Source organism: Halorubrum orientale, from assembly GCF_059623105.1.
On sequence record NZ_JBSPSR010000006.1, the window covers coordinates 234,834 to 260,756 of the forward strand.

The following is a 25,923-nucleotide window of genomic DNA, read 5'->3' on the forward strand; positions in this document are numbered from 1 at the left end:
GACGTTTGAAAGCCCTCTTAAGCGATGGCGCCGCATGCAGATCTAACAGATGCCCACGTGGAAACGCGACTTCGCCAGCGGACTCATCGTCTTGGCGCCGCTTTTGGTGTTGATACTCGTCATCCGATGGATCTACCTTCAGATCGCGGCGATCCCGCTCATCGATGCGCTCCAGCCGACGGGGATCCCCGAACCGCTCGCGCCGTTTTCGCGTGTCATCATCGCACTCGCGGTGTTCGCGACGCTCGTGCTCGGTGTCGGATACTTCATGCGCACGACGCTCGGGCGGGTCGCGGAGTCGAAGATCGACGACCTGATCAACCACATTCCAGCGCTGCGCGTGGTGTACAACGCCTCAAAACTCGCCGCCGAAACGGCCATCTCTGGAACAGAAGAGTTGCAGAGTCCAGTCTACATCGAAACGTGGCCCGGGTTGCGAATGACTGCGTTCCGCACGGGCAAGCGAACACGTGACGGTCGCATCGTGTTGTTCATGCCGACCGCCCCGAACATCACCACTGGATTCGTCATCGAGGTTGACCCCGAGCGGGTCGACGAGACCGGCGAAACGGTTGAAGAGGGAATGACGCGTATCCTCTCGGCGGGGTTCGGTGAGTCGGCTCACCAGATACCCGTCGAAGAAGAGCCAACGCCAGACGACCACCAGCCGACACAGACAGACGTCGAACACACATGATCGAATCCACCCATCCCACTGCGGTGGCGCGCGCCTCGCAGGCCGCCGAAGGCGGACTCGCGAGCGCGTGCGAGGGATGAGCGAGTCGCCCGTGGGCGACTCGCGAATCGGCTGGGGAGGGTGTGGTGGTAAGTGGCGCCCGGATATCGCGAAGTCGTGTTTCTCAAAGCGCCACCACGATCGTACAGAATCGGCTGGGGAGGGTGTGGCTGAAAGAGGTGTCCGTGTGTCGCGGAGTCGTGTTCGTCACGGAACGACCACTGTACACAGAGTGAATCAATCTCACTGTAGCGAGAGCACCACCAGCGTGATATCGCGTGCTACCCCGAGACGCGGCCCACCAGCGGGCCGAGCCTCACGTCCTCGACGATCCCCGCCTCAGTAGTACGTGAACCACTCGTCGTGGTCATCCACACGGCGCTCGATGACGTCGAAGAACGCCTGCTGGATGTCTGCGGTCACGGGTCCACGACTCCCATCTCCGATCGGCGTGTCGTCGACGGAGCGGATGGGGGTCACCTCGGCGGCGGAGCCAGTGAAAAAGAGCTCGTCTGCGGTGTACAGCTGTCCCCGAGAGATGGCGGCCTCGTCGTGGACGGTGTAGCCGTGCTCTTCGGCCAGCGTGATCACCGTATCGCGGGTGATCCCCTCGAGGATCGACTGTGCGGGCCCAGTCGTGTAAATCTCTCCATCGTTCACCATGAAGATGTTTTCACCGGGGCCCTCGGCGACGTTTCCTTCTTTGTTCAAGACGATCGCCTCAACGTAGCCGTTCCGCCGTGCCTCCTCACCGGCGAGCATAGAGTTGACGTAAAGGCCAGTGGTCTTCACGTTCGTTGGGACCTGCGAGGAGGCGTGTTTCCGCCACGAAGAAACCATCACGTCGACGCCCTCCTCGAGTGCCTCCTCACCGAGGTACGTCCCCCACGGCCACGCGGCGAGCACGAGGTCTGTCGGACAGTCCCCAGGTGAGACGCCGAGTGAGTCGTAGCCGTAGTACGCGATCGGTCGGATGTAACAGGATGTGAGGTCCTGGCGGTCAAGCAATTCGAGGGTCGCGTCTGTGATCTCCTCGCGCGAGAAGCCCACGTCCATGTCGTACATCTTCGCCGAGTCGAAGAGCCGGTCGAGGTGCTCGTCTAAGCGAAATATCGCCGGTCCGTCTTCGGTCTCGTAGCTTCGCAGCCCCTCGAACACGCCCGTCCCGTAGTGGAGCGCGTGTGTGAGGACGTGCGTAGTCGCGTCCTCCCAGTCGAGAAACTCCCCATTCTTCCAGATCGTATCGACGTCCATCTCGTCGAAGCCCATGTATCAATTGAAGTGGCGTCCGGGCTTAAAACCGTGAGTCTGTCGGCGGCCAAACGCCTCACACAGCAGTCAGATCACTGAAACGCGTCGACGAGCGCGGCCCCCTCGACGTAGGGAATCTCCCGGCGTGCGGCGTACGCTGCGGCGTCGGCGGGCGCAAGCGCATCACCTGACTCGTCATCGAGCATCTCACAGACCACGACCGCGGGCGCTGACCCCGTCTCAGCCGCCAGCGCGAGCCCGAGTTCAGTGTGGCCAACCCGGTCTGCGATCCCGCCCGACGCACCACGAAGCACGTGGACATGACCGGGGGCGCGGAACGCGGCCGCGAAGTCGTCTGGGTCGTACGCCGTGGGCGCTGATTCGACGGTCGCAGCCGCACTCGCGAGCTCCGTGATCGTCAGCGCGCGGTCGGCGTCGGTGATCCCGGTGAACGTCTCACGGTGGTTGACCGGCAGTGAAAACGACGACCGGTCGTCGTAGGCGGGAGCGTCGTCGACAGCCGGGTGATCCAGTGCGTCCGCGAGGAACGGGAGCCCGAAGGCATCCGCGACGACGTCGTCGACCGCAACACAGACGAGCCCACCCGCGTCGTTTCGAAGGTGTGCCACCGCCGCTGGGTCAACCGCGCTCGCGGGATAGATCAGGTCTGTCTCTCCCTCTCGGTCCGCAAAGTCGTGGACACAGACGGGCTGGCCGGCGTCGAACGCGGATAGCGCCTGCTCGACCGTCGCTTCCGAGGGAGCTCCGTCCGTGTCGGCGTCGGTCCCGGCCCGCATCAGGCCACCTCGCTCGCGGGCTCAGTCGCATCGGTCGGACTGTCCGCCCGTGCGGCGGCTTCGACGCGCACCTCGATCGGGTCGTCGTCGGCGAGGTCGAGTGACGCTCGAAGCTCGTCTGGGGCGATCACCTCGAGTTTGTCGTCGTCGTGGTGTGTTCGGTCGGGAACGATCGCGTGGGCCGCGCCGTACTGTTCGTCGCCAGCGACGAGCGTGACTGCATAGCAAGCGGCCGCACCGTAGGTTCGGTCGTCATCCTCCCAGGCATCGATGGGCACCGCGTCGATACCCGCGATCTCTCCGCGCCGGCGAACGCTCTCTTCGTCGAGCTCGACGTTAAGCGTGCCGGGGAACGGCTCGTAGCCCAGCCGCGTGGCGAACTGCTCGGCGTATCCCGAGAGCGTGATGTAGTGGCGGCCCTCGCCCATCCCCCCAGTGACGGCCCCGGAGAGCACTAACTCGGTGTCGCTCTCGAAGAGTCGGCGGTAGTCGGCGTACTCGCCGCGCAGTGCGGCTTCACCTGCATCGGTGAGGCGGACCCACTGGCCGTCGCCGACGACCTCACGTTCGAGGAAGCCGGCTGACTCGAGCGTCTGGAGGCGCCGGGAGGCGGTCTGTGTCGACGCGTCTAAGCGGTCGCCGAGGGCCGCACACGACACCTTCGTCTCGGAGAGTCCACCCGCCAGCGCGACGTGTTTGAGCGCCGCCATCGCCGCCGGATCGGTACCCGCCGCCGTCGGTTCAGTCATATATGATGTATACGCGCTCGGTACCAAAAAGTATACCGAAGGTGGAACACATCTCACAAGCGTGATGGAATAGACGAAGCGTACACATCGATAGCGGGGTGTGACACCGATACGTTCGTCGGTTGTGGTGTGAGACGATGGCGTGGTGGTCTGCGAAAAGTAAGGTACAAGTACGGACGGGGGTTCAGTGAAAACGCGGGCTCGTAGATCAGCGGCAGATCGCTTCCTTCGCAAGGAAGAGGCCCTGGGTTCAAATCCCAGCGAGTCCATGAGCGAACGGAGTCCTACGGAGTGAGCGAATGGACGAGCCGAGCGTCCGCGACGCGGACGCGTGGATTTGAACCCTACCAGTCGCGCGCAGTGAGTGACGAGTCCAGTCAATTGTTCAAACTGCTGAGTAGTTATTTCTGGGTGTAGATGGCTTACTAGGCTAATATTCGCATTAGGCATTACCCCACATGAACATTTGATCCGGTCCCACGGACGAGCTTGCCACCAACAGCTGATGTGGAGACAAGGTCGTGAGCGAGCTGTGGGATGCGGTAACATTCATATACCCGACCCAACTGACTCCATCGTATCTCAGCCCTCGATAAAAACCCGGCTTTCCACTCGGATTCACACAATGCACCAAACGTTGAACAGTGGTGTCGACGATGTCGACACAGTGACAACACTCACGTTCCACGGACTCGACATTGGGCGTGTCGAGCCAGGTGACGACCTCGTCGAACGAATCGTCGACACGACGGCAGACGCGTATCCGCTGATGGACGACGACGTCGTCGTCGTCACTACGAAGGTCGTCTCAATCGCCGAGCACCGACTCGTCGACGTCGACGCGGTCGACGTCACTGACCGGGATCAGCGCGTCGCGGAGATCACCGGAATCGACCCACGAGAGGTGGCCGTCATCTACGACGAGAGCGACGTCCTCGGGGCGATTCCGATCGCAGCAGTCGGCGAAGACGTCTTAGTTGACCACGCCGTCGACCCCGAGACGGCTCGGGAGGCACTGGAAGACGTGCCGGCGATGCTCGTCACGGAGCGCGACGGGCGACTCTGTACGAACGCGGGCGTCGATCGGTCGAACAGCCCGGACGGAACGATGACGCTGCTTCCGGAGGACCCTGACGCGAGTGCTCGTCGGCTCCGCGAGGAGATCGAAGACCGGACCGACGCGGATGTGGCCGTGGTCTTGGCCGACTCAGAGATCGCTGGTCCGGGGTCGATGGATCTGGCTATGGGGTGCTCGGGAATCGAGGCGATCGACAGCAACTTCGGACGAACGGATCTGTACGGTCAGCCGAAGGTCGGTGGTGTCGACCTCGTCGCAGACGAGCTCACCGCCGGATCGGCACTCTTGTTCGGACAGACCGACGAACAGATCCCGGTTACAGTCGTCCGTGGACTGGAGTACGACGACGGAGAGGGCGTCCCGAACTCGAGTGGGGTCGTCCGGCGTGGCCTCCGCAAATCTATCCAACTCACGGCTCGTCTGAAGGCTCGCGAGTGGTTCTGAGCACTCGGCGCCACTCGCGCTGGAACCGACCGACTCGGGACCGACCGACCGACTCGGGACCGACCGAGCCAGCACCGTGTCAACAGATCAGCGACTACCCCATCATGCAGTGGCGCGCGCCTTGCGGGTCGCCGGAGGCGTGCCCGCAAGCGCGTGCGAGGGATGAGCGAGGTGCCACAGGCACCGATGCGAATCGGTTGGGGAGGGTGTGGCGGTACGTGGTGTCCGGATACCGTGGAGTCGTGTTATTCACACAGCTACTCCCGCATACGTACGGAATCGGTTGGGGAGGGTGTGGCGGTACGTGGTGTCCGCGTGCCGCAGCGTCGTGTCCACCACCCTCTTATCACCATCGTGTGCGAGTGACTCGGCGAGGAACGTATGCATGCGGGCCCAAATGTCACACGTCCCGCTATAGACACTGGTGATCGCGTGCACAACACGATGTCGTGACACCCGGACACCACGTGGACCACAGCCCTCCACGAGCGATCCTGTACGGATATCCTAGTCGCCTCGTCACGGACACGCCCGCACGACACACGGGCACTCCTTTCAGCCACACCCTCCCCAGCCGATTCTATACGTGTGTTGTAATGGCTCTGTGACGGACACGCCCGCACGACACACGGGCACTCCTTTCAGCCACACCCTCCCCAGCCGATTCACTCGTCGCCCACGGGCGACTCGTTCATCCCTCGCACGCGCTCGCGAGCACGCCGCTGGCGGCTCACGAGGCGCGCGCCACGTGGGGTGGCTCGCACTGTCGATGCGACGTGGTCGGTGTGGCGCATCCAGTACCGTTAGGTGGTCACTCGCAGTACGCCAGCACATGTCACGACGGGCCGACTCCCCAGACGCGTCGACAATCTTCACGTACCACGATCTCACGCCACCGACGACCGCGGACGTCTACCGCGCCAGAGACACCCTTGCGCCGTATCTCCCGGAGACACCACTCGTCAAGAGCCCCTATCTCTCACAGACGTACAACGCGGATATCTACCTCAAACGCGAGGACACGCTCCCGACAGGGTCGTTCAAGATCCGCGGGATCACGACGCTGCTCGCCGGCCTCGAGCGGTCGGTGCTTGACCGGGGCGTCATCACCGCAAGCACGGGCAACTACGGCCGGGCGCTCGCACAGGCCGCCCGGTGGGTCGACACAGAAGCTGTCGTTGCCGTCCCCGAGGGAACGGGCCAGAACCGAATCGACGGGATCGAACAGCTAGGTGGCCGCGTCGAGATCGTCGGCGACGACTACGACGACGCCGCGGCGTGGGCAGCGGACCGAGCCGAAGCCGAGGGGCACCGATACGTCCACCCGGGCAACGAGCGTGCGGTTATCACCGGCACCGGGACGGCCGGCCTCGAGATCGCCGATGCGTGCCCAGACGTCGACGTGGTCCTCGGGCCGATAGGCGCAGGGAGTATCGGCGCGGGGTACGGACTCTCGGTGGGTGCGGTCACGGATGCGACCGTGATCGGTGTCCAAGCCGCGAATGTGGACGCAGCCTACCAGGCGTGGAAAACGGGCACATTGACCCCACAAGCGGAGGCCAACACGTTCGCCGACGGGATCGCAGCCCGAGTACCCTACGCGCTGCCCATCGAGGTGATGCGTGACCACCTCGACGAAATGTACACCGTGAGCGAGACCGCGATCATCGAGACGATCGCGACGCTGTTCAGAGAGGAACGAATCCTGCTCGAAGGAGCGTGTGCGCCCCCGTTCGCGATCCTCGATCGCCTCGCCGACCGGATCACGGGAGAGACCGTCGTCATCCCCGTGACGGGGCGGAATCTCCCGGGAGAGAAGCTCGATCGCGTCCTCACGCGTACCTGATCGACAAGAGCCCACACGATCGAAACGACTTATGAGTAGGCCACTGGAACCCGGATGATGAACACCTTGACGCAGACACTCATCGCGATTGTGCTTGCCAGTCTCATGCTCGTGGCCGGGGCCCCCGCAGTGACCGGACAGACGCCCACAGACACGACCTACACCGTCGCGCTCGAAGCCGACGGCGATGCAACGGTGACGCTGACGTACGCATTCGCGCTTGAGACGGCCGCAGACGAGGCGGCGTTCGACGAACTCCAGACGGACGAGGCCACCCGTGAGGCGCTTGCCGAACAGTTCCGAACGGAGATGGACGCTGTCGCCGAGCGCACGGCCGCGACCACGAATCGCTCGATGGCGGTAGAAAACGCGACGGTGACGTTCGAGCGGATCGACGCGGTCGGCAAGGCACACGTCCGTATCGAGTGGACCGACCTCGCACGCGTCGACGATGACCGCCTCACGCTCGCGGAGCCGTTCTCGACGCAGTTCACGCCGAACGGCGAGTTTCGGGTGATACCACCCACCTCACACACCATCACGTCCGTGTCGCCCGAGCCGGACCAGCAGAGCGACACCAGTGTCACCTGGAACGCGAACACCGCTCTTTCAGGATTCACACTTATAACAGAGCCGGCCGCTGGGCCCACGGGCGCGGCGTCAGACGATGAGCCCCCGATAACGACTTCCGGGTTCACCGTCGGGCTCGCCGTGCTCGCGGTGCTCCTCAGTGCGGTCGCGATGCGTCGATCGTAGAGACCCTGGCCGTCGACACACCCTGAAACCGGCCAGCGGGTTAGGGGGGACCAGCGGTGCCTGAGTTGCCGCCGCCACCGGCGTTGCTCCCACTGTTGCCGCCACGATCGCTGTTACTTCCACTGTTGCCGCCACCGGCGTTGCTCCCACTGTTCCCATTTCCACCACCACTGTTCCCGTTTCCACCACCACTGTCGCCGTTCCCGCCGCCTGCACCATTGTTGCCGCCTCCGCCACTACGTCCGTCGCCACCGTTCCCATCACTACCGTCGCTCACACCGTTCCCACCGTCCCCATTGCTGCTTCCGCCACCGGCATTGCTGCCGCTCGCCCCGTCACTGTTCCCGGCACCACCACTCGTTCCGCCGTCGTTGTTCGTACCACTGCTGTCTCCGTCATCCGCGTCGCCGTTCCCACGACCACTGCTACCTGAACCGGTCCCACGGTCGCCACCGTTCCCGGCTCCGTCGTTACCGTTCCCGGCTCCGTCGTTACCGTTCCCGGCTCCGTCGTTACCGTTCCCGGCTCCGTCGTTACCGTTCCCGGCTCCATCGTTACCGTTCCCGGCTCCGTCGTTACCGTCGCCATCGCTGCCGTTGGCGCCGTCGTCGCCCTCTGACTCGTCATCCGAGGATCCGTCGCCTGGCAACCCGCCATCCGCACCACCCGGTGATCCACCGCCAGACCGGCCAGGGCCGTCGCCGCGTTCGCTGGCACCGTTCTTCCCATCGGGTGGGCCGCGCTCGGCGTCATCGTCCGGGTGCTCCGGCGGTCCCTGCGGCGGTGTCACAGGTGGCCCTCGCTCTCCAGCGGCCGCGTCGTCGTCATCGCCACCGTCAGCCGAGGCGTCGTCCACCGGCCCACCAGACTGCGGTCGGGTAGCCGGTACCGGGCCAGGACCGGTGTCCCTCACCGAGGCACCAACCGCTCGGGAGCGGTCACGTACCGCCTCGACGTCGCGCGTGTCGAGTCCCTGAGCGTCGCGAGCCGACGAGGGAAGCGAGCGGACAACCGTAGACTGATCCGTTGAGAGCTCGTTGATCGTTCGGAGACGGGCGGTACGGGCTCGACTCGGCGGTTCAGCGAGCGTCTCTTCGAGGCGATCTTCGAGCCGCGCCTGCTGCTCGGCCGCGATTTCGGCCCGCTGTTGATCGCTCGCTGCAGCAGCAATTCGTTGGCCGAACGCCCGCCCCTCAAGCTCACCGGCGAGCTGCGCCTGGACGAGCTCGGCGATCGACGAGAACTGCTGGCCCGGCGGCACGGTCGTATTCTCTTTGTACACATCGATTTGTGTCGTCGCCGCAACACCGGTGTTGGTCTCGGCGTAGCCGGTGAGCGTGTAGCGACCGGGGTCGAGCTCCGTCGTATTCCACGCACCAGAGAACGCACCGGCCTCGGCGTCGTACGAAAGCGACGTCCACGCACCTGTGTCGACCCGATATGCCACCGACAACTGCTCCGGCGCGGTCCCGTTGGTGCTCGCGTTCAGCGCTATCGACTGTTCGTCGTCAACGGTCGACCCGTCAGTCGGCGTCGCGAACGAGACCGTCGGGGTCGGCGAGACGTTCGACACCTGTACAAACACAGAGCGATTCACCGAGTCGCCGTTGCTGTCACCGATCCATACCCACAGCTGGTGGGCACCGTCGTCGACCGTCGTCGTGTTCCACGTTCCGGTGAATTGCTCTGTTGTCGCATTATACGTTAACGGCTGCCACGTCCCATTGTCGACCGCGTACTCGACAGTAAGCGACGAGGGGGACTCCGAAGGGTGCCGCGCATCGACGACCACCTGCGTCTCATCCGCCAAGGTCTCGCCCGAGGCTGGGGCTACAATCTCACCCGCCGGAAGCTCCGTGTTGACTGCATCGGCTTGGACGAGGCCAGCCCCAGAGAGTGTGTCGACGCCCGTCGACTCGATGTCGAGTGCGGCGTCGGTAAGCGCGGCTTGAACCTCGCTTCCCGTCGGCGCCGTCCCTGTGCGTGCCGCTTCGGCGGCAATATAGAGAGCGGCGGTCCCGGAGACGTGTGGCGCCGCCATCGAGGTCCCGCTCATCGATCGGTACTCACTGCCGGGGTACGTCGACACGACGCTCACACCCGGCGCGGCGAGGTCAACCGCTGCCCCCTCGCTGCTCCACGTCGGGGTGTCACCCCCCTCGTCGGTCGCCGCGACGCCGATGACGCCATCGTACTTCGCCGGGTACTGGATGGTATCCGTGCTCGCGTCTCCATCACCGGCGTTACCGGCGGCGGCGACGATGGTTGCGTGGTCACTTGCGCCCGTGATCGCGCGCTCGAGCGCGTCGCTGTCGGTGCTCGTCCCAAGACTGAGGCTCACCACGTCGGCGTCGTCGTCGGTGCCGACGGTCCCGTCTGGGCCCTTCACACTCAGGTCGATCGCCTCGATGACGTCGCTCAAGGTACCGGTTCCATCGTCGGCGAGCGCCTTCATCGCGTAGAGCTGTGCCTGTGGGGCGACACCGACAGTTCCGCGGTCGTTGTCCTGTGCGGCAATGACCCCGGCGACGTGGGTGCCGTGTCCGTTGCCGTCGTCGGCACTCGCCGCGCCGTCGGTGTATCCCGTTCCGACCGTGTTGACCCCCCAACCGACCTGATTCCCGAGGTCGGTGTGGTCGGCGTCGATCCCCGTGTCGACCACGGCGACCGTGACGCCGGACTCGTCGACGCCTGGGGCCGTCGTGCGCGCACCAATGGTGTCGACGCCCCAGTCTGTCGTCTGTGCGAACGTCTGAAACTCGACGTCGGGATTCACCGATCGCACACCAGGCCGGCTCGCGATCGCCTCGCGGGCAGGTTCAGGGACGGTCGCGAACAACACTGGTGCAACGTCGACGTTCCCGCCGCCGGTGACACGCCCGCCGCTCGCTTCGACCGCCTGCGGATTCTTCGCCGACTGGTCATCGAAGACGACGACCACGGGCACACCCGTGTCGTCAGCCGGCTGTGCGCTCACCGGCGTACCGACGGCGGCTCCGACGACCGCCAACACACAGAAGACGACGACTAGGGTCGTGTGGTTCATACGAAATTCACCACCCTCTCGGTATATAAGGCGATGGGTGTGCGTGTCAGCGTTGATATTTGCGCCGATTCTTCACTGGCGCGTCTCGGTCGTAACAATCACGCACGCAAGGCTGTCACCGCCCGGTGGCTGCCCGCCATGGATGCCATTTCCCACTGGCTGTCGGCTGCCAACCCCACGATTAAGTGACACGAGGCGCAAGTGACGATGTCATGGATTCGTTCCACGTGAGCGACGTTGCCGAAGAGATTCCAGCCGACGAGGAGTCGATCGAGGCGCTTCGAACCGACGCAGTCAGTCTCGAGGTGATGTCGTTCGAACCGGGCGACGAGGATCCGATGCACGCCCACGGTGAAGACGAGATCTACCACGTCGACGCCGGGTCGGCGACGATCAACGTGGAGGGCGAGCAGATGGCGGTCTCCGCCGGAGACGTCGTCCACCTGGAGCCGGGAACCGAACACCAGTTCCTCGACTTCGAAGACGAGCTGGTGATGACGGTCGTGTACGCCCCGGCAAAAGGGTCGAGCGAGTAGGCTGACACCGACGCGAACTCAGAACAGCGTCGGAACGAGGACGTACGTCAGCAACATCCCTAACAGCCCAGCAAAGAGGGCGTACGCAGCCATCGGCACGATCGCCTTGCGGAGCAGGTCGCCCTCGCGACCGGTGATGCCGACGACGCCGCAAATCGCGGCCACGTTCAACACCGAGATCATGTTGCCGAGGCCGCCACCGACGTTTTGTAGGCTGACGACGATCACACGCGAGAGGCCAACGGTCTCAGCGGCGTTGTACTGAAGCACGCTGAAGAGGATGTTCGACGACGTGTTACTGCCAGTCATAAAGGAGCCGATGGCCCCGATCCACGGCGAGATGAGCGGGAGCAGTCCGCCGGCACCCATCGCGAGCGCACGGCTGAGCGCCTCCATCATCCCGAGGATGTCCGCAGTGTTCGTCTGTGACTGGATCATGATCTGCGTCATCGAGACCGCAATGATGAGTGTGAGCGCGGCAGGCGCAACCTGCTGAACGGACCGCTTCCAGGCGGCACCCATCTCTGCGGTGTCCATCCGGTGGAGCACTCCCGTGAGAACTGCAATGGGGATGAACGGCATCGTACCAGGTAAGTAGAGGTACTGGAGGGTGTATCCAAGCTCGGTTCCGAGTATCGAGTCGATACTGACGGTGAAGCTCTGGATCCACCCGAGGACGGCAACGCCGCCGACGGTGAGATCCGGCCACCGCGTGACGAGTAAGGCGAGTGCGACTAGGAGGTACGGTGTCCACGCCAACAACACGGGCATCTCCCGTTCAGGATGGTCGCGCGCGAGGTCGTCGAGCGCGAGACCGCCGAGCCACGTGTCGGTCCACGTCGACTCGTCCGGGAAGTCCCAGCGGGCCTCAGGAATCAGGATGTTGTTGTTTGCGAGGAACAACCCGACCGCGAGCACGACGAACCCAGCGGCGATATCCGGGAGCGCTGGGCCAACGAACCACGCAATCGCCAGCTGGACGCCGCCGGTAACGGCACCCAAGAGCAGGGCAAACGGCGCGATCGGGAGGGTTCCGCGCACGGCGCTCCCGACGGTTCGCTCGTCGCCGAACCAATACGTCATAAAGAAGACGCCGAGCAGCCCCCAAAAGACGTAGGTGAGCCCGGTGACGAGCCCACTCCACGCCGACACGAGCGAGAGGAATTCACCGGACCCCATCGACCCGGACAGCGCCGGGTCGATGACGGCACCGGTACCACCGATAACGGGGGTGCCAGCCGCTCCAAACGGTGGATTCGGGGCGTTGAAAAAGAGTCCAAACACCGCGGCCGCAAGCGGTGGGAACCCGAGCCCGATGAGCAGCGGGGCAGCGAGCGCCCCCGGCGTGCCGAATCCCGCCGCGCCCTCGATGATGGTCATGAAGCCGAGCCCGATCAGCAACACCTGAATGCGTCGATCGCCTTCGATCTGCCCGAAGTACCATCTGATCGTCGCGATAGCACCGCTCCCTTCGAGGTAGTTCATCAGGAGGATGGCACCGAAGACGATGAGAATGATATCGACGGCTTGTAACGCGCCGTACACTGCGGACGCGACGAGCCACGTCGAATCCATTCCCCAGTAGGTGAGTCCGATGCCAGTGGCGAGCAGCCACCCGACACCCATCGCGCGGGCCGCCGACCATCGGAGCCCGGCGAGCAGGACGAACGCGACACCAATCGGAACGATACCGACGAGCGCCAGTGTGAGAACAGAAGTCATGGTAGTGTACGCTGTTGTGTATCATCGTGTATTAACGTAATATATGTAGCCATCGATCACGAGATATCAGCAAATCGGTGCTGACCCAAACGTATCAGTTCGATCGAACCGCAACGACAGGCGACGCGAGAACAGACTCGAGGGGAATACCCAAGAGCCTGTGTTATGATCGTTCGTTATATGGCGACAAATACGCTCGCGACCTTCGAATCGTCGCTCGAGGGCGTCGGCGTCGAGCTCGTGTCGACGACAGCTGAGGGGTTCGAGACGGCACTCGAGCCGCACCTCGACGCGCCGGCGGTCGGCTCACCGCTCCCGTTCGAAGACGTATCGCTCCCGGACACCGTCGACACAGATCCGACAGTCGAGGCACTCGAGGCGGCGAAGACGGGCGTCACTGCCGCCGGCTACGGTATCGCCGACTACGGTTCGGTCGTGATACAGAGCGGCGCCGACGGCGAAGAGCCCGTGAGCCTCTACGCCGACGAGCACGTCGCTGTGGTCGCTGCGAGCGACGTCCTCCCGGGCATGGGTGCTGCGTTCGACCGGCTCGCGGCTGACATCCGTGACGGGACCGGGCAGGCGATCATCGCGACCGGCCCGAGTGCGACGGCCGACATGGGCGCGCTGGTGAAGGGCGCCCACGGACCGATCGACGTCACCGTCGTCGCCCTGGAGGACAGATGAATGAGTGTCGATGACCGCCAACAGAAGGCCGAACACATCCGCCACCTCCTCGAGACCGAGGGAGACAGCGTCCACGAGAACACACAGGTGTTCAACGACGGGCGCTACGAGTCGACCGCCGCACTCGACGACTACGAGCGGCTCAAAGACGAGGCACGCGCGATCAAAGAAGACGCCATCGAGCGTCTGCCAGAGCTCGTCGAGCAGGTCACGGAGACTGTCGAGGCGAACGGTGGCACCGTCTACCTCGCCGACGACGCCGAGGACGCGAACCGCCACATCGCGGAGGTCGTCGACGGTCGCAACGTGGTGAAATCGAAGTCGATGACGAGCGAGGAGATCGAAGTGAACGAAGCGCTCGAGGCGAGCGGCGCAGACGTCTGGGAGACCGACCTCGCGGAGTTCGTCCTCCAGCTCGCCGACGAGGCGCCCTCTCACATCGTCGCGCCGGCTATCCACAAGTCGCGTGAGGAGATCGCCGCGTTGTTCGAGACGGTGTACGACCCCGCGGACCCACCGGAGACCGCAGAAGAGCTCACCCGGTTCGCCCGTCAGGTCCTCGGTGAAAAGATCGCCGACGCCGACGTCGGGATGACAGGCGCGAACTTCATCACGGCCGACACGGGCACGCTCGCGTTGGTGACGAGCGAGGGGAACGCCCGCAAGTCTGTCCAAGCGACCGACACACACGTGGCCGTCGCGGGCGTCGAGAAGGTCGTCCCGACCGTCGAGGACCTCCGGCCGTTCGTCGAACTCATCGGTCGCTCGGGCACCGGCCAGGACATCACCTCATACGTCTCGCTTTTTACCCCGCCGGGTGACTCTCCGACCCTCGGTGAAACCGGCGAGCTCGGCTCCGGTGACGACCGCGAGTTCCACCTCGTACTCGTCGACAACGGCCGGATGGCGATGCGTGACGACGACGAGCTCCGGGAGACACTATACTGTATCCGGTGTTCGGCGTGTGCGAACGCCTGTGCGAACTTCCAGCACGTCGGTGGCCACGCCTTCGGCGGGGAAACGTACACCGGGGGTATCGCCACCGGCTGGGAGGCCGGTGTGAACGGCACAGAGGGCGCCGAAGACTTCAACGACCTCTGTACGGGGTGTAGCCGGTGTGTCGATCAATGTCCGGTAAAGATCGACATTCCGTGGATCAACACCGTCGTCCGAGACCGTCTCAACCGTGGAGAAAGCGGTGAGCTCGACTTCCTTGTTGAGGGGCTCACGCCGGACGCAGAGCCCGGCGGCCTCGACCTCCAGAAGCGACTCTTCGGGAACTTCGACGCGCTGGCGCGGCTCGGCTCGGCGTTCGCGCCGCTCTCGAACTGGGTGGCACAGACCGGTCCGGTACGGTCGCTGCTCGAACAGACCCTCGGGATCGACCGGAGACGGGACCTCCCGTCGTTCGAGCGTGAGTCACTCGTGGAGTGGTTCGCCGATCGAGGGTCGACGGTGGCCCCCGCGGCGGCTGACCGGCAGGTCGCACTCTATCCAGATGCGTACACGAACTACGTGCGCACCGACCGCGGGAAAGCAGCCGTGCGCGTGCTCGAATCGCTCGGTGTCCACGTTGAGGTGCCGGCCGCCGGTGAAAGCGGCCGGGCACCACTCTCACAGGGGATGGTCGCGACCGCACGTGACAACGCCGAGGCCGTCTACGAGGCACTCGCGCCCGCGGTGGCCGCGGACCGCGACGTCGTCGTGATCGAGCCGTCCGACCTCGCGATGTTCCACCGGGAGTACGACCGGCTCCTGCCCGAGGACGCGGCCGCGGCGCTTCGTGAGAACAGCTACGAACTCATGGAGTATGTATACGGTCTCGTCGAGAACGGGGCAGACGAAGCGGCCCTCACAGACGGAACCGGAGAGCGGGTCGCGTACCACAGTCACTGTCAACAGCGCACGCTCGACCTCGAACCGTACACCGTTGCGGTGCTCGAGGCCCGCGGGTTCGACGTCGTCACCTCCGACGTGGAGTGCTGTGGAATGGCCGGGAGCTTCGGCTACAAAACCGAGTACTACGACCTCAGCGTCGACGTCGGCGAGTCGCTCACCGACCAGTTCTCGACGGCCGAGACCGGAGACCGCACGGTCGTCGCCAGCGGAACCTCGTGTCTCGAGCAGCTCGACGCGCTGTTGACTCGGCGACCAACACATCCGGTTCGACTGCTCGACGACCGGTGAGCTTGCGAGGAAACGCCTGCGGGCGTCGCTCCCGGCAATCGCAGGCGCCAACCCGCGGGATTATGAGCGCACCCACAGTCGTTCGATCCACATGGACGCCATCGAGCGACGCATCGTCGCCTTCACCGCGAGTGCACACGGGTTGGTCCACACCTACGAGCTCTCGATCCCGATCTTGCTCACCGTGTGGATCGCCGAGTTCTCGACGACCGCTGCGACCCTCGGTGCGGTCGTCACCGTCGGCTACGGCCTCTTCGGCGTTGGCGCGCTGCCGGCCGGCGTGGTCGTCGACCAGTTCGGCTCGAAGCCGGTGATCCTCGCGTGTCTACTCGGCATGGCAGGGTCGTTTCTGCTCGTCGGGGCTGCCCCGACCCTTCCGGTGCTCGCGCTCGCGCTCGGCGTCTGGGGCGTCACGGCCAGCGTCTATCACCCAGCTGGCTTGGCGCTCCTTTCGACGGCCGTCGATCGACGCGGCACCGCCTTGGGCTACCACGGCATCGGCGGGAACCTCGGTATCGCACTCGGCCCGCTCGCCGCAGTGTTGCTTCTCGTCGCGTTCGACTGGCGAGTCGTTGCTGCACTGCTCACGATTCCGGCACTTCTCGTCGCCGCATACGGGTACACGGTCGACGTCGAGACCGCCCTCGCGGCTGTGGACGACGGCTCGATCGACGACGAGTCGGCCGGTGACGACAAGTCAGTAGGCGCTGACGGTGGTGTTGTCGGGTCGCTCACGCGTGTCGTCGGCGACACACGGACGCTTCTTACACTCGGCTTCGGACTGGTGTTGCTCTTTGTCACGTTCAGCGGGCTCTACTATCGCACCTTCCTCACGTTTCTTCCGGACCTGCTCGGGGACGCACTCAGCGGGTTCGCGGGCGGGCTCAACGGGCTCGGGCTAGCAGGCCCCGGCGGTGAATCGTTCGACCTCGGTCGGTACCTCTACGTCGCGGTGCTGTTGGTCGGCGTGCCCGGCCAGTACCTCGGCGGACGCATCGCCGACCGTATGCCGCCGGAGCGCGGGCTCGCCGCACTGATGACGATCCTCGTGGTCCTCGCGCTGTCGTTTGTCGCCGCAACGGGCGCGCTCTGGTCGTTCCTGCTCGTTTCGGGACTGCTCGGGGTCGCGCTGTTCACCGTACAACCGCTCTCGCAGGCGACTGTGGCGGAATACACGCCACCGGGGTCGCGAGGGCTCTCGTTCGGGTACACCTACCTCGCGATCTTCGGCGTCGGGTCACTCGGTGCTGGCCTCGCCGGATTCGTGCTCACAGTGGCTGGCCGACGCGAGCTGTTCGTCGTCCTCGCTGGACTCGCCGCCTGTGGCGCACTCGTCGCGCTCGCAGTCGGGCGGTTCGGCACCGCCCGCGACTAAGACAGTTCAGTCGTCGTCCGCGTGCTCGCCGTGGTCGTCGTCAGTGTGCTCGTCGTGGTCCGTCCCGCTCTTGACGTCGATCGTGATCGGCCCGTCACCTCCCGACTCGGCGTCCACGTCGGCTGCCGCCTCCATCTCGCTCGCGGCGTAGCCCGCGAGGTAGCCGGCTGACCCGCCGAGGAAGCCGCCGATACTCGCGCCAATTGGGCCGCCGCTCGCACCGAGTACCGCGCCGGTGAACCCGCCAATCGTCGCCGCACGCTCGGCGTCGCGCTCCGGGTCGCCGCTTGACTCGATCGCGCACCCGCGTCGGGTGTCGGCCGTTACGTCTGTCTCGTCGTCTTCGTGCATGGACGCTCGTACGCGCCCCGAACGGGTATACCTCCGGGTCGGAGTCGACGACGCGCCGCCGGCCGCGACGACAACACACGCTATCAGGCGACGACGTACCGTCTTAGACGGTGTGTTTCGCTTCGGCCTCGTCTACGACGGTGACCCCGCGGTTGTTCACCGCGTGCGGGTCGAGTCCCTGCTCTCGCAGGAAGCCCTTGTAGATACGCTCGACCGTTTCGCCGTCCTTCTGTTTGTCACTCGCATGATCACACAGTTCGACGAGCGTCTCCGGCACGTCGTTCTCGTGGACGATCCAGTGGTTGATCGTATCAGAGAGCCGCCGGATCGGCGAGGTGAAGTGGCCGTAGATGTCGAAGTTGAGCGCGTGGTGGCCGCCGAACGGGTCGTTCATGTACTTCGCACGCGGCATCACTTTGAGCACCGCCCGCTGGATCTTGTTGAGCTGCCGTTCCGGTGACTCCTCTAAGGCGGCGTTGACGGCCTTTCGTGGGTCATCACCCCACGCCGACCCGGGAATCGAGACGCCATCGAGCTCTTGGATCTCTTTGAGCGCCTCGCTCCACTGGTCTGGGGTCGGCTGCGGGTGGACCCGGTACATCGCCTCAACGCCGCGGTCCCACATCAGCGTGTGTGTCACCGCCTTGTTCGCCTTCAACATCGACTCCTCGATGATGGTGTGTGCGCGGTCACGTCGTGGATTCAACACGAGTGACCCGTCCGCCTTGCGCTGTTCGTGAAGTCGGTCGGCCAACTCGAACGCGAGCGCGTTCTCTGCGCCCAACGGCAGTGAGGGGTCCTCCAGCCGGTTCTCACACTGCTTGTACGTGAGCCGTTCGTCGGAGTTGATAACCGACTTGTAGATCGAAACGTCCTCAAACGAGAGCGTCTCGTCGTCTATCTCCATCTCGACGGTGTGTGCAAGCCGGTCTTCGTTTGGGACGAGCGAACACACGGTCTCGGCGAGTATCGGCGGGAGCATGTGGATGGTGTAATCGGGGAGATACACCGTGTTCGCGCGCTCGACGGCCTCCTCCCACATGGCCGTCTCGGGCGTGACGTAGTGGGTGACGTCTGCGATGTGGACCCACAGCCGGTAGGCGTCGTCCTCGCGTTCAATTGAGATGGCGTCGTCGAAATCCTGGGCGTCGACCGGGTCAGTCGTCCACGTCGTCAGGTCGCGGAGGTCCCGCCGCTCCTCGACCGCGTTAGCGATCTCCTCGTGGACGCCCTCGGTCCGCGACTCGGCCTCCCGAACAACTGCCGGCGGAAACTCGTCGCGAATCTCGAACTCCTCGAACAACTCTTCGCGCTTGTCTTCGAGGCGGTCCGCCAGGGCTTCCGATATCGTCACCGGCCCCTGGTCCTCAGCGGACCCCGGTTTCGGCTCTTCGGTTGTCATGCTGAACAGAAGGCGGGTCCGTTAGAAAGGCCTGTCGGGGGCGTCAGCTGTGCGGCCGACGGTCCGACTCACCGGTCGTGTTCGCGCGCCTCCTCGGTCACCGCCTCGACGTACCGGCTGAGAAACTCGGCCTGCGTGAGCCCCGTAGACTCGATGTCGAGGATAAGCGATTCGAGCCCGTCGCGCGGCTGGTGACACAAGGCGTCATCACACGTCGTACAAAGGTACTCGAACTCCTTGTCGCGTCTGTCCCAGCGGTCGCCCTCTTTGTCGTACTCGCGGGCGTCCTCGCGCAGCACGGACTCCCCGCACGCGATACAGACGACCGCGCGTCGATTCCGTCCCCGACTAGACCGCCACATGCTTCTGGATTCTACCCGATCGTACTTAGCGTTTGGTGACCGTATCGGCGACCGAGAGATACGCGACCGTAGCGCTCGGAACCGACGCGGGCACGCTCGCCCGCCGGCTGTTACTGTAGCCGACCGATCGGGTGTACAGAACTATTACCGATGCGGTGTCAAAGAGCCGTATGACGATCACCGAATCCGACCTCCCGGGGGTCGGCAAGAAGTTCGAGATCGGCCTCGACGACGGCGAGATGATCGTCGTCATCCACAACACGGGCAAACGCGAGCTGTTTTACCGGCCGACGGCTGACGCCGACAGCGAGAAGACCTTCGAGTTCGGCGACGACCTCGCGCGGACGATCGGCTCAATCATCGAGGGCGCGCACTTCCAGCCGGTCGAACCGGCGACCAAAGAGACCACGCTTCCTGGCGGCGTCCTCCTCGAGTGGTACGAACTCCATCCGGGTGCCTCGCTGGTCGGCGAGACGCTAGCGAGCGCCGAAATCCGCAACCAGACTGGGCTCACGATCGTCGCGATCCAGCGCGACGAAGAGACGATCGCCAGTCCGTCCGCGGACAGAACGCTGCGGGAGGGCGACACGGTCATCGGCGTCGGAACCCGCGAGGACTGCGACGCGTTCGAGGCGCTGTTGGCCGAATGAGGGCCTCTCTCTGCTGCGTCCAAGAGCGAAGGGCGTGGGTCCCGTGCCGGTCCAGCACCGAGGCGGCGTGGTGACCGACCGTGGCTGACCTCCTCTTGGAGCTCGGTGTGGCGTTCGCGGCGATCGCCGCCGCTGGCGCACTCGCAAACCGGCTCGGGCAGTCAGTGATACCCTTTTATATCATCTCGGGAATGCTGCTTGGCGAGTTCGTCCTCGGGCGAGTCACGCTCCCGGTCGTCGGAGAGGCGTTTATCACCGAGTCGGTGTTCCTCTCGCTCGGCGCCGAGCTCGGGATCGTCTTGTTGTTGTTCTTTCTTGGACTCGAATTCAACCTCACCCGATTGCTGGCCCGGCGGCAAGCGATCACGAGGGCGGGGACGATCGACCTCGGGATCAACTTCGGTGTCGGACTGGTCCTCGGCTGGCTTGTCTTCGGTGCGCCGGTGCCGGCGGTGCTCGTCGCCGGGATCGTCTACATCTCCTCGTCTGCGGTGATCACGAAATCGCTCATCGACCTCGGGTGGATCGCCAACGACGAGGCCGAGCCGCTCCTCGGGACGCTCGTCTACGAGGACCTTTTTATTGCGGTGTATCTCGCGGTCGTCTCGGCGGTTGTCCTCGGCGGCGGTGGGTTCGCGGCCGCGGCCGCAGACGTCGGAGTTGCGGTCGGGTTCATTCTCGTGTTGCTGGGAGGCGTCGCCGCAGGTCCGCGATTCGTCGGCCGGCTCGTCGAAACAACGGACCACGAGTTCGTCGTCCTCCGCACGCTCGGCGTCCTCGTCACGGTCGCCGGCATCGCGCTCGCACTGGGCGTCAGCGAGGCGGTCGCCGCGTTCTTCGTCGGCATGGCGTTCGCCTCGACCGAGCACACGGCCGCACTCGAGGAGCTGCTTGAGCCGCTGCGAGACACCTTCGCCGGGCTCTTCTTCTTCTGGATCGGCCTCGTCACGGACCCGCTGTTGTTCGGGAGCGTGCTTGGATTGATCGCGGTTGCCGTGGTCCTCACCACGCCGACGAAACTTTTCAGCGGCTACCTCGGCGGCCGGGCGTTCGGCCTCGGCGTCCGCCGGTCGACTCGGGTCGGACTCGGAATGACCACCCGTGGTGAGTTCTCGCTCATCATCGCGACAATCGCGGTAAGCGGCGCGGAGGCGGGGACGTTCGACCCGGCACTTGCGACGACGATCAACGCCTTCGCCGTTGGATACGTCCTCGTGATGGCGGTTCTCGGAACCACGCTGATGGGGCGATCTGGGTTGGTCGAGTCGGTCGTCGTCTCTTGGCTCGACGGTCGACACTCAACCGGGTCAGGCGCACAGTCAGGTGAGTGAGCAGCGCGCACCCACGCCGATTGAGGTAACAAGAATCAACCCAGCGCGATAACGACGATCACCATCGACACGAGCGCACCGATTGGGATGGTGAGGTTGTCGTCGACGGTCGTCCCGCGTACGACGGGTGGGAGGCCGTCCGCGACGGTCGCGGTCGCGGCACCGACCACCGTGGCGACAGCCCCGGTCGCCGGTCCGAACACCGGCACGACGAACGGAAGCGCGATGGCGACACACACGACAAACATCACCGCCCACACCAGCGGGCGCTTGGGCTCGCGCGGGCCGTTCGTGCCAAGTGCGCCGCTTACCGGGTCACCGAGCGAGAGCATCCACATTGCCGGTACGGCGAGCGTCGGGGACGCGACGGACGTCAACGCGATCGCCGCCGCGACCGCCATCCCGACCTGATAGACGGCGTATCCAGCGATGGCATCCGCTTCGTACTCGCGGATAAGCGCCCGGTACACGGCATGGTCAAGCCCAACGACGAGCCGGAGGAATTCCAAGGCGGCAGCCGTCGCGACACTAAGTAACAAAAACAGCGTCGTCTGGGTCCACGAAAGCCACCCGAGCAGGTACGGAACGGGATACAGCGTCCCGGCCGCGTGGACGAGTCGCCGCTCGAACTCGACACGCTCACGCCACCCGGTCGCCGCGGCGGCCACGCTAGGCCGTCTCCACGTCCGTCTCGACCGATTCGTGGCGGGAGGCGACCGCCGCGAACGACTCGCCCGCGTGAAGCGATCGGAGCGTCTCGACGAGGTCATCAACGGGTACCCGGATCTGTGCGGCCGAGTCGCGCTCGCGGACCGTCACCGTTTCCGGGCCCGCTGTCTCGACGCCGTTACGGTCGACGGTCACACAGAATGGAGTCCCGACCTCGTCTTGTCTGCGATAACGTCGACCGATCGAGCCCGACTCGTCGTACGCGACCGACAGTCCCGTCGCCCGAAGGTCGTCTGCAATCTGCGTCGCGAGCGCCGTGAGCCGGTCATCGTTCGTCACGAGCGGGAACACCGCGACGTCCCGCGGCGCGATTTCCGGGACCAGTCCGAGGTACGTACGCGTCTCGCCGTCGACTTCGTCGGTCTCGTAGGCGTGTGCAAGCAGGGTCTGGACGGTGCGGCCGATACCGAAGGAGGGCTCGACCACGTGCGGTGTGAGATGCTCGCCCGTCTCTGTTACTGTCTCGACCGAGAAGTTGGCCACATCAGTGTCGACCTCGTGACTCACCGCGTCGGGTCCTTCCCCGACCTCGACGGTCACCGTCTCGGCGTCGAAGACGTCGGGGTCACGGGCGGCGAGAGACTCCAGGGCGTCGGCGATGGCAGCCGCGTCGCTGCCGAATTCGGGGCCGAGCACGGACATGTCGGGGTCGACGGTCGCCCGCTCGACGGTCTGCGGCTCGTCGTAGCGTTTGAACACGGTGAACGAGTCGTCGCCGTGCGCGTCGTGTTTCGAGAGGTCGTAGTCGCCGCGGTACGCGAAGCCGGCGATCTCGACCCAGTCGCCGTCGACTTCGCTTTCGGCGTCCCAGCAGTCGGCCGCGTAGTGGGCCCGTTCGCCGGCGAGGTGCTGTCGGAACCGGAAACGGTCCATGTCGACGCCGACGCGCTCGTACCACTCTTGAGCGACGCCGAGGTAGTAGCCGACCCACGGCGACCCGATAACGCCGTCTGTAACCGCCTCGCCGATCGTGGTCTCGTGGTACGTGCCGTCGTCGGCCGCCTGTTCGTCCGCCGGGTACAGCCGCACGGCGACGTTTTCGACCCGTTCGAGCGGGGGTTCGTCCGTCTCGGGGTCGATGAACTGCTCGAGCTCCGCCTGGGTGAACTCGCGAAGCCGAAGCAGTCCGCCACGTGGGGAGATTTCGTTGCGGTACGCCGGGCCGATCTGGGTGATGCCGAACGGGAGCGTACCGCGGGCGTACTCCTTGAGTCGGGGGAACTCGACGAAAATACCTTGAGCCGTCTCGGGGCGGAGGTAACCGGGTTGGCTGTCGCCCGGGCCGATGTCGGTCGCGAACATGAGATTGAAGTCTTCGACCGGTTCCCCGGCGAGTGGGGTGCCGCAGGCGGGGCAGGTGATGTCGTGGTCGGCGATCAGTGTCTCGACCGTGTCTGCACCCATCGCCTCGGCATCTTCGACGTCAGTCGCGTCCTCGACGAGGTGGTCGGCGCGGTGGGAGGCGCCACACTCGGGACACGCAACGAGCATATCGTCGAAGCCGTCGAGGTGACCCGACGCCTCGAAGACCGCTTCCGGCATAACCGTCGGTGCCTCGATCTCGCGGTTCCCTTCCTGTCTGGTGAAGCGGTCGCGCCACGCATCCTCGAGGTTTCGTTTGAGTGCGGCTCCCTGCGGGCCGAAGGTGTAGAACCCCGCAGTCCCGCCATACGCGCCGTTTGCCCCGAAAAAGAAGCCGCGGCGAACCGCGAGTTCGGTGAGCGCCTCGCCGGCCATCAGATGCCCTCCACGAGGTCGATATCGCGGACGACGCCCGTGAGCTCGGCGCCGTTCACGAGTGGGACCTGCTCGACATCGTTCGAGAGCAGCTCTTTTGCCACTGCTTTGGCGGTGCGTGAGCCGGTGACGGTGACGACGTCGTCGGTCATGAAGTGGTGGGCCGGCTCTGCTGGGATCTCCACGTTTCGCGTCGGGAGGTATCGCGCGCCGATCGCTTTGATCCCCTCCCATGACCACTCAGAGTCCTGCTCGGCGATCGAGTCGCCCGTACTCGCCTCCCCTTCGACAACGCGGGCGACGTCGATGATGTCGACCTCGGTGAGAATGCCTGCCATGCTAGCGTCGTCGTCGAGGACGACCGCGTACGGGACGCCAGCGAGCCCGATCTCGCGCTCGGCGACCGGCAGCGGAGTGTCGACGTGGGTGGCGTTGACCTGGCGCGTCGCCAGCTCGCCGACGGGTCGGTCGCCGTCGACCTCGCCGCGAGCGATTGCCCGAATCGCGTCGGTTACGGTGCAGATGCCGACCAGCTGGTCACCGTCGACCACGGGAAGCCGACGCGAGCGCGCCTCGACCATCGTCGACGCGGCCGTCTGAATAGAGGTGTCAGCCGTCGTTGTCGGGACATCCCGCATCAACAGCGCGAGCTGGTCCTCGTTCGGCTGCTCGATGAGGTCGTCCCGCGAGACGAGCCCGCGGTACACCTCGTCGTCGTCGACGGTCTTGACCACCGGGACCGACGAGAACCCGTACTCCTGGAGGTGTGTCAGTACGTCCGTTCGGGTTCCGGGGAGTTCGGCGACGACGAGGTCCGCCCGCGGGGTCATCACGTCTCGAACGTGCATGCCACCCCGTTCAGCGCCGCTCCTCTTGTATCCCCCGAAGAGCGGCGGACGCTGGGGACGGGGCCTCACACCCGGTGGTTCGCAATGGTTTTATACGAGTGTGAACAACTGTCATGCATGCCACGGAGGTCCACTCCCTGGGACGACCCGGATCCCGACCACCGCCGGACGGGACTACCGATCGACGGCCCCGGACACGAGGTTACGCCCGCCTCGGCGGACGTGATGGCGTCGATCGACGGCTCGGCGTCGCGACCAGAGCTCGTGATCGCCGACGTCTCCCGGGAGAACGCGTGGCTCTCCGTCGACGAGCAGAACGCGACCGTCCTCGAAGAGTGGTGTTAAAACGCGTCGGTAGTTGATCACGATACTCGGCCCGACGACTGCTCACGAGTCTTTAGCACCCTTGGTTGCTTCCCACGCCCTGAGTATCGACGCGATCGTCCGACAGGTCGGTGCCGGCACGCCGTGGTCGTCTGCGCGCGTCGTGATCGCTCCGTAAAGCGCCTCGACCTCCGTCTGCCGTCCGGCGTCGACGTCCGCGCGCATTGAGGAGTGATTCGGCGCGGTGGCGTCTACGACCGACTCAAGCGCCTCAACCGCCTCCGTCTCGGTCAGTGAGATACCGGACGCCTGGGCGACGCGAGCGACCTCCCGGGCCGCCTCGGTTGCTGCCTCCCGTCCAGGGCCCTCCATCGTCTCGCCGTTCGTGGTCCGTGCCAACGCAGACGGACCGTTGAGTCCCGCATTGACCGCGAGCTTCGCGAATCGCCGGCGAGGCATGTCTGTGGCCGCGGTCGCCTCGATGCCAGCGTCAGCGAACGCAGCCGCGACCCGTGCGGAGAGGGGGCTCTCTCCGCCCGCTATCGACCCGACACTCACCGTCCCGACACCGGTACACCGCACCCGGCCCGGCTCGAGCAGTCGAGCGCCGTAACTCGTCGTACCGGCGAGCACCGGTGGATCGAGCGACGCGACGAGTCGCTCCTCGGTGAGACCGTTCTGGAGAGAACAGACCACCTCGTACTCGCCGGTCGAGAGGGCCTGAGCGGCCGCGTCGGTATCGTACGCCTTCGTCGTCACGACCGCGACGGCCGCGGAGCGGTGGTAGCCGTCGGTCAGCGCTCGTGGGTGGACGGTCGTTTCGATCGCCCCCTCGACGTGTAGCCCGTCGTTGCGGATTCGACGCATGTGCGGGTCGCGTCCAACGAGGGTCACATCGTGTGCACGCGCGAGAAGCCCGCCGACGAGACTCCCCAGCGCACCAGCGCCGTAGACGAGCACCTCCATACACAAAAGTACA

General features: G+C 65.1%; 23 protein-coding genes and 1 tRNA gene. 12 read left to right on the forward strand and 12 right to left on the reverse strand.

Translation table 11 applies throughout. The annotated features are described in order from the left end of the window. Nucleotides 1–49: 49 nt before the first annotated feature. Nucleotides 50–697 carry a DUF502 domain-containing protein gene (locus ACWUI7_RS08010; RefSeq protein ID WP_496641695.1) on the forward strand — a complete coding sequence of 216 codons (648 nt, stop codon included), beginning with the start codon at nt 50–52 and terminating at the stop codon, nt 695–697. Nucleotides 698–1,075: 378 nt separating this feature from the next. On the opposite strand, the gene ACWUI7_RS08015 is transcribed toward ACWUI7_RS08010, so the two are convergent. From ACWUI7_RS08015 to ACWUI7_RS08025, 3 genes are all read right to left on the reverse strand, one after another. After that, nucleotides 1,076–2,005: a branched-chain amino acid transaminase gene (locus ACWUI7_RS08015; protein WP_496641696.1), complete on the reverse strand. Its 930-nt coding sequence runs from the start codon at nt 2,003–2,005 to the stop codon at nt 1,076–1,078. 74 nt (nt 2,006–2,079) lie between these two features. After that, entirely contained in the window at nt 2,080–2,784 is a 705-nt protein-coding gene (gene ribB, locus ACWUI7_RS08020; protein ID WP_496641697.1) for a 3,4-dihydroxy-2-butanone-4-phosphate synthase, read from the reverse strand. Continuing rightward, the gene (locus tag ACWUI7_RS08025) at nt 2,784–3,533 is read right to left on the reverse strand and encodes a DUF120 domain-containing protein (protein WP_496641698.1); all 750 of its coding nucleotides are present in this window, start codon (nt 3,531–3,533) and stop codon (nt 2,784–2,786) included. Before ACWUI7_RS08025 ends, ribB begins: the two co-directional genes overlap by 1 nt. Before the next feature lie 197 nt (nt 3,534–3,730). Here ACWUI7_RS08025 and ACWUI7_RS08030 point away from each other — a divergent pair. From ACWUI7_RS08030 to ACWUI7_RS08045, 4 genes are all read left to right on the forward strand, one after another. After that, a tRNA-Ala gene (locus tag ACWUI7_RS08030) sits at nt 3,731–3,802 on the forward strand. Between the two features lie 398 nt (nt 3,803–4,200). Next, the gene (locus ACWUI7_RS08035) at nt 4,201–5,055 is read left to right on the forward strand and encodes a coenzyme F420-0:L-glutamate ligase (RefSeq protein ID WP_496641699.1); all 855 of its coding nucleotides are present in this window, start codon (nt 4,201–4,203) and stop codon (nt 5,053–5,055) included. Nucleotides 5,056–5,887: 832 nt separating this feature from the next. Beyond that, nucleotides 5,888–6,901: a threonine ammonia-lyase gene (locus ACWUI7_RS08040; protein WP_496641700.1), complete on the forward strand. Its 1,014-nt coding sequence runs from the start codon at nt 5,888–5,890 to the stop codon at nt 6,899–6,901. Between the two features lie 57 nt (nt 6,902–6,958). After that, nucleotides 6,959–7,657: a DUF7345 domain-containing protein gene (locus tag ACWUI7_RS08045; protein ID WP_496641701.1), complete on the forward strand. Its 699-nt coding sequence runs from the start codon at nt 6,959–6,961 to the stop codon at nt 7,655–7,657. Between the two features lie 40 nt (nt 7,658–7,697). Here the strand turns inward: ACWUI7_RS08045 and ACWUI7_RS08050 are convergent, their stop codons facing one another. After that, on the reverse strand, nt 7,698–10,703 hold the full coding sequence (locus ACWUI7_RS08050; RefSeq protein WP_496641702.1) for a S8 family serine peptidase: 3,006 nt from the start codon (nt 10,701–10,703) through the stop codon (nt 7,698–7,700). 212 nt (nt 10,704–10,915) lie between these two features. On the opposite strand from ACWUI7_RS08050, the gene ACWUI7_RS08055 reads away from it, so the two are divergent. After that, entirely contained in the window at nt 10,916–11,239 is a 324-nt protein-coding gene (locus ACWUI7_RS08055) for a cupin domain-containing protein (protein ID WP_496641703.1), read from the forward strand. Between the two features lie 18 nt (nt 11,240–11,257). On the opposite strand, the gene ACWUI7_RS08060 is transcribed toward ACWUI7_RS08055, so the two are convergent. Continuing rightward, nucleotides 11,258–12,961, reverse strand: coding sequence for an L-lactate permease (locus tag ACWUI7_RS08060; RefSeq protein WP_496641704.1), 1,704 nt, complete (start codon nt 12,959–12,961; stop codon nt 11,258–11,260). A 180-nt stretch (nt 12,962–13,141) separates the two neighbouring features. Here ACWUI7_RS08060 and ACWUI7_RS08065 point away from each other — a divergent pair, with 180 nt between their 5' ends. The 3 genes from ACWUI7_RS08065 (at nt 13,142) to ACWUI7_RS08075 (ending at nt 17,210) form a co-directional block, all read left to right on the forward strand. After that, nucleotides 13,142–13,648, forward strand: coding sequence for an LUD domain-containing protein (locus ACWUI7_RS08065; RefSeq protein ID WP_496641705.1), 507 nt, complete (start codon nt 13,142–13,144; stop codon nt 13,646–13,648). After that, nucleotides 13,649–15,835: an LUD domain-containing protein gene (locus ACWUI7_RS08070; protein WP_496641706.1), complete on the forward strand. Its 2,187-nt coding sequence runs from the start codon at nt 13,649–13,651 to the stop codon at nt 15,833–15,835. A 91-nt stretch (nt 15,836–15,926) separates the two neighbouring features. Continuing rightward, on the forward strand, nt 15,927–17,210 hold the full coding sequence (locus ACWUI7_RS08075; protein ID WP_496641707.1) for an MFS transporter: 1,284 nt from the start codon (nt 15,927–15,929) through the stop codon (nt 17,208–17,210). A 6-nt stretch (nt 17,211–17,216) separates the two neighbouring features. Here the strand turns inward: ACWUI7_RS08075 and ACWUI7_RS08080 are convergent, their stop codons facing one another. The 3 genes from ACWUI7_RS08080 to ACWUI7_RS08090 all read right to left on the reverse strand — a co-directional run bounded on the left by ACWUI7_RS08080 (nt 17,217) and on the right by ACWUI7_RS08090 (nt 19,325). Next, nucleotides 17,217–17,561, reverse strand: a complete 345-nt coding sequence (locus ACWUI7_RS08080) for a hypothetical protein (RefSeq protein WP_496641708.1) — start codon at nt 17,559–17,561, stop codon at nt 17,217–17,219. Nucleotides 17,562–17,664: 103 nt separating this feature from the next. After that, nucleotides 17,665–18,963 carry a ribonuclease catalytic domain-containing protein gene (locus ACWUI7_RS08085; RefSeq protein WP_496641709.1) on the reverse strand — a complete coding sequence of 433 codons (1,299 nt, stop codon included), beginning with the start codon at nt 18,961–18,963 and terminating at the stop codon, nt 17,665–17,667. 68 nt (nt 18,964–19,031) lie between these two features. Beyond that, nucleotides 19,032–19,325 (reverse strand): DUF7562 family protein, encoded by a 294-nt coding sequence (locus tag ACWUI7_RS08090; protein WP_496641710.1) that lies wholly within the window; start codon nt 19,323–19,325, stop codon nt 19,032–19,034. A 170-nt stretch (nt 19,326–19,495) separates the two neighbouring features. On the opposite strand from ACWUI7_RS08090, the gene ACWUI7_RS08095 reads away from it, so the two are divergent. Both ACWUI7_RS08095 and ACWUI7_RS08100 read left to right on the forward strand, forming a co-directional pair. Beyond that, on the forward strand, nt 19,496–19,975 hold the full coding sequence (locus tag ACWUI7_RS08095; RefSeq protein ID WP_496641711.1) for a cation:proton antiporter regulatory subunit: 480 nt from the start codon (nt 19,496–19,498) through the stop codon (nt 19,973–19,975). 80 nt (nt 19,976–20,055) lie between these two features. Continuing rightward, complete coding sequence (locus ACWUI7_RS08100) at nt 20,056–21,306, forward strand: cation:proton antiporter (protein WP_496641712.1); 1,251 nt, start codon at nt 20,056–20,058, stop codon at nt 21,304–21,306. A 35-nt stretch (nt 21,307–21,341) separates the two neighbouring features. Here the strand turns inward: ACWUI7_RS08100 and ACWUI7_RS08105 are convergent, their stop codons facing one another. From ACWUI7_RS08105 to ACWUI7_RS08115, 3 genes are read right to left on the reverse strand one after another with little or no spacing between them, the layout of a single operon-like run. Next, on the reverse strand, nt 21,342–21,974 hold the full coding sequence (locus tag ACWUI7_RS08105) for a dolichol kinase (RefSeq protein WP_496641713.1): 633 nt from the start codon (nt 21,972–21,974) through the stop codon (nt 21,342–21,344). A 1-nt stretch (nt 21,975) separates the two neighbouring features. Beyond that, nucleotides 21,976–23,772 (reverse strand): glycine--tRNA ligase, encoded by a 1,797-nt coding sequence (glyS, locus tag ACWUI7_RS08110; protein ID WP_496641714.1) that lies wholly within the window; start codon nt 23,770–23,772, stop codon nt 21,976–21,978. Then, nucleotides 23,772–24,620: a CBS domain-containing protein gene (locus tag ACWUI7_RS08115; protein ID WP_496641715.1), complete on the reverse strand. Its 849-nt coding sequence runs from the start codon at nt 24,618–24,620 to the stop codon at nt 23,772–23,774. Before ACWUI7_RS08115 ends, glyS begins: the two co-directional genes overlap by 1 nt. A 117-nt stretch (nt 24,621–24,737) precedes the next feature. Here ACWUI7_RS08115 and ACWUI7_RS08120 point away from each other — a divergent pair, with 117 nt between their 5' ends. Then, nucleotides 24,738–24,965, forward strand: coding sequence for a DUF7556 family protein (locus tag ACWUI7_RS08120; RefSeq protein ID WP_496641716.1), 228 nt, complete (start codon nt 24,738–24,740; stop codon nt 24,963–24,965). A 42-nt stretch (nt 24,966–25,007) separates the two neighbouring features. Here the strand turns inward: ACWUI7_RS08120 and ACWUI7_RS08125 are convergent, their stop codons facing one another. After that, on the reverse strand, nt 25,008–25,910 hold the full coding sequence (locus tag ACWUI7_RS08125; protein ID WP_496641717.1) for a ketopantoate reductase family protein: 903 nt from the start codon (nt 25,908–25,910) through the stop codon (nt 25,008–25,010). Nucleotides 25,911–25,923: the final 13 nt, after the last annotated feature.